Raw genomic sequence first — 2047 nt, 5'->3', positions numbered from 1 at the left:
GTGCAGCAAGGCCTCGCCGCCATCCAGCGGCTCGATCGAGCGCAGCTGGTCACGGTTGACCAGCCAGCTGCGGTGGCTGCGCAGGAACAGGACCGGGTCCAGCCGCGCTTCCAGCACCGCCATGGTGATCCGCAGCGGGTAGTCATGGCCGCGCACCCGCAGGTTCACGTAGTTGCCGGCGGCCTGGGCGTACTCGACATCGGCCGTGGCCACCAGGAACTCCTTGCCCAGCTTGCGCACCAGGAAATGGTCGGGACGATCGACCGACTCGACCGGCGGACCCTCATCGGGGGCGGCCAGCAGGGTTGCTTCACCTTGACGGCGACGGCCGAACCAGGCCACGGCATGTACCGCCGAGACCAGCAGCGCGTAGGTCTGGATGTCCTTGAAGAACTCATAGAACCATTGCGCCGGCCAGTCACCGAAGGTGTAGTGGCTGCCAAACAAGGCGTGTGCGCCCTTGCGCAGCAGCACCATCGCACTTACGTGCAGCAGCCACCACGCGACCGCACCCAGCAGGTACGGCACCAGTCGCTGCCGCCAGGTATCGGCATGCAGCGGCCAGCGTGAAGCGGCACGGATCAGTAGCGCCAACAGCAGCAGCGACACCAGCGCACTACTGAATTCATCGATCGTCACCGCCATCCACTGCGGTGGCACTCCATCACGCGCCGCCATCATCACCTTGGCCAGCACATTGGCCGCCGCAGTACCCAGGAACAACACGGCCCAGAACACGGCCGCCTGTCGTCCCCGCCTGCTGCTGCCCATCGGTTCACCACGCACTTGCGGGTCCTGCTGGTTGTGCTCATCCATCGCTGGATTATCACCAACCACAGCCCCGGTGACGTACGCCATTCGTCCCCCAACCCCGCCATTGGACCCTGCGGGGCATCCAGCTACCCCCTCCTGATGGTGACACCCCGGAAGACCTTCCACTCTGCGACAACGCCAACACGGATACAGCCATGACTCGCCGCCACGACCTCGACACCCTGCGCATCGGTGCCTTCGGGCTGTTGATCCTCTATCACGTGGCCATGGCTTACGTGGCCGGATGGGACTTCCACCTCAAGAGCGCTCACACGGCCGGGTGGCTGCAGTGGCCGATGATCGCGCTGAATCGCTGGCGCATGCCCCTGCTGTTCGCCATCTCCGGCATCGCACTGGGCCTGTGCCTGCCCGCGCACGGCCGGTGGCGATTCGCGTTGCGGCGCGGCTGGCGCCTGTTGTTGCCGCTGCTGTTCGGCATCGTCGCGGTCGTCTCGCTGCAGGCCTACTGCGAGGCGGTGGACAAGGGCGACGTCACGCCGGGGCTCGGCGCCTTCCTGTGGCGCTACTGGCAATTCCGGCCGTGGCCGGGCGCCAGCTTCAGCGGCGCAGCCTATGGCTTCACCTGGAACCACCTGTGGTACCTGGCCTATCTGATCCCCTACACGCTGCTGACGATCCTGTTGGCCAGCATGTTGCGGCCGCTGCGCCACCGCCTGCCGGGTCTGCATCTTCGCGACCGTTGGATCGTCACGCTGGGCCTGCTGCTGCCGGTGCTGTGGCTGGCGTGGGCACTGCTGGCCATCCTGCCCGCGCACCCGCCAACCCATGCACTGGTCGATGACCTGTATGTCCACGCCGAATCGCTGCCCCTGTTCCTCGGCGGCTTCATCGCTGCGCGCTGGCAGCGTGGATGGGATCTGCTGGTGCGTGGCCGGCGGTTGACCCTGGTATTGGCCTTGATCGGGCTGACTGTCGAACTGGGCATCCGCGCACTGGCCCGGATGCCCGATGTTGGCGACCTGCCGGGATGGGTACTGTCGCTGCCATGGGCGCAGACCGAGCGCGTCGGCCGCGCGATGTACACCTGGAGCGCCCTGCTGGCGATCTTCGGCTGGGCGCAGGTGCTGCTTGCCCGGCCATGGCGTGGCCTGGGCTACTGCCGCGAGGCGGTCTTCAGCTGGTACATCCTGCACCAGACCGTGCTGATCGTACTGCTGTACTGGCTGCGGCCGTTGCAGCTCGGCGCATGTCTGGAGCCGGTGCTGGTGATCAT

General features: G+C 66.6%; 2 protein-coding genes. One reads left to right on the top strand and one right to left on the bottom strand.

Translation table 11 applies throughout. The features are described 5' to 3' along the window. Window positions 1-771, bottom strand: a 771-nt coding sequence (locus DBR20_RS02640; RefSeq protein ID WP_108265092.1) for a LytTR family DNA-binding domain-containing protein, incomplete at its 3' end; no start/stop codon positions are given. Window positions 772-968: 197 nt separating this feature from the next. Between DBR20_RS02640 and DBR20_RS02635 the strand changes: the two genes are divergently transcribed. Beyond that, window positions 969-2047, top strand: a 1079-nt coding sequence (locus DBR20_RS02635) for an acyltransferase family protein (RefSeq protein WP_108265091.1), incomplete at its 3' end; no start/stop codon positions are given.

Origin of the sequence: Stenotrophomonas sp. HMWF023 (assembly GCF_003060985.1) — a bacterium.
In the GTDB taxonomy this organism is placed as follows: domain Bacteria; phylum Pseudomonadota; class Gammaproteobacteria; order Xanthomonadales; family Xanthomonadaceae; genus Stenotrophomonas; species Stenotrophomonas lactitubi.
Note: the sequence above shows the minus strand (reverse complement) of the source record. Positions and strands in the feature narration are given on the sequence as shown.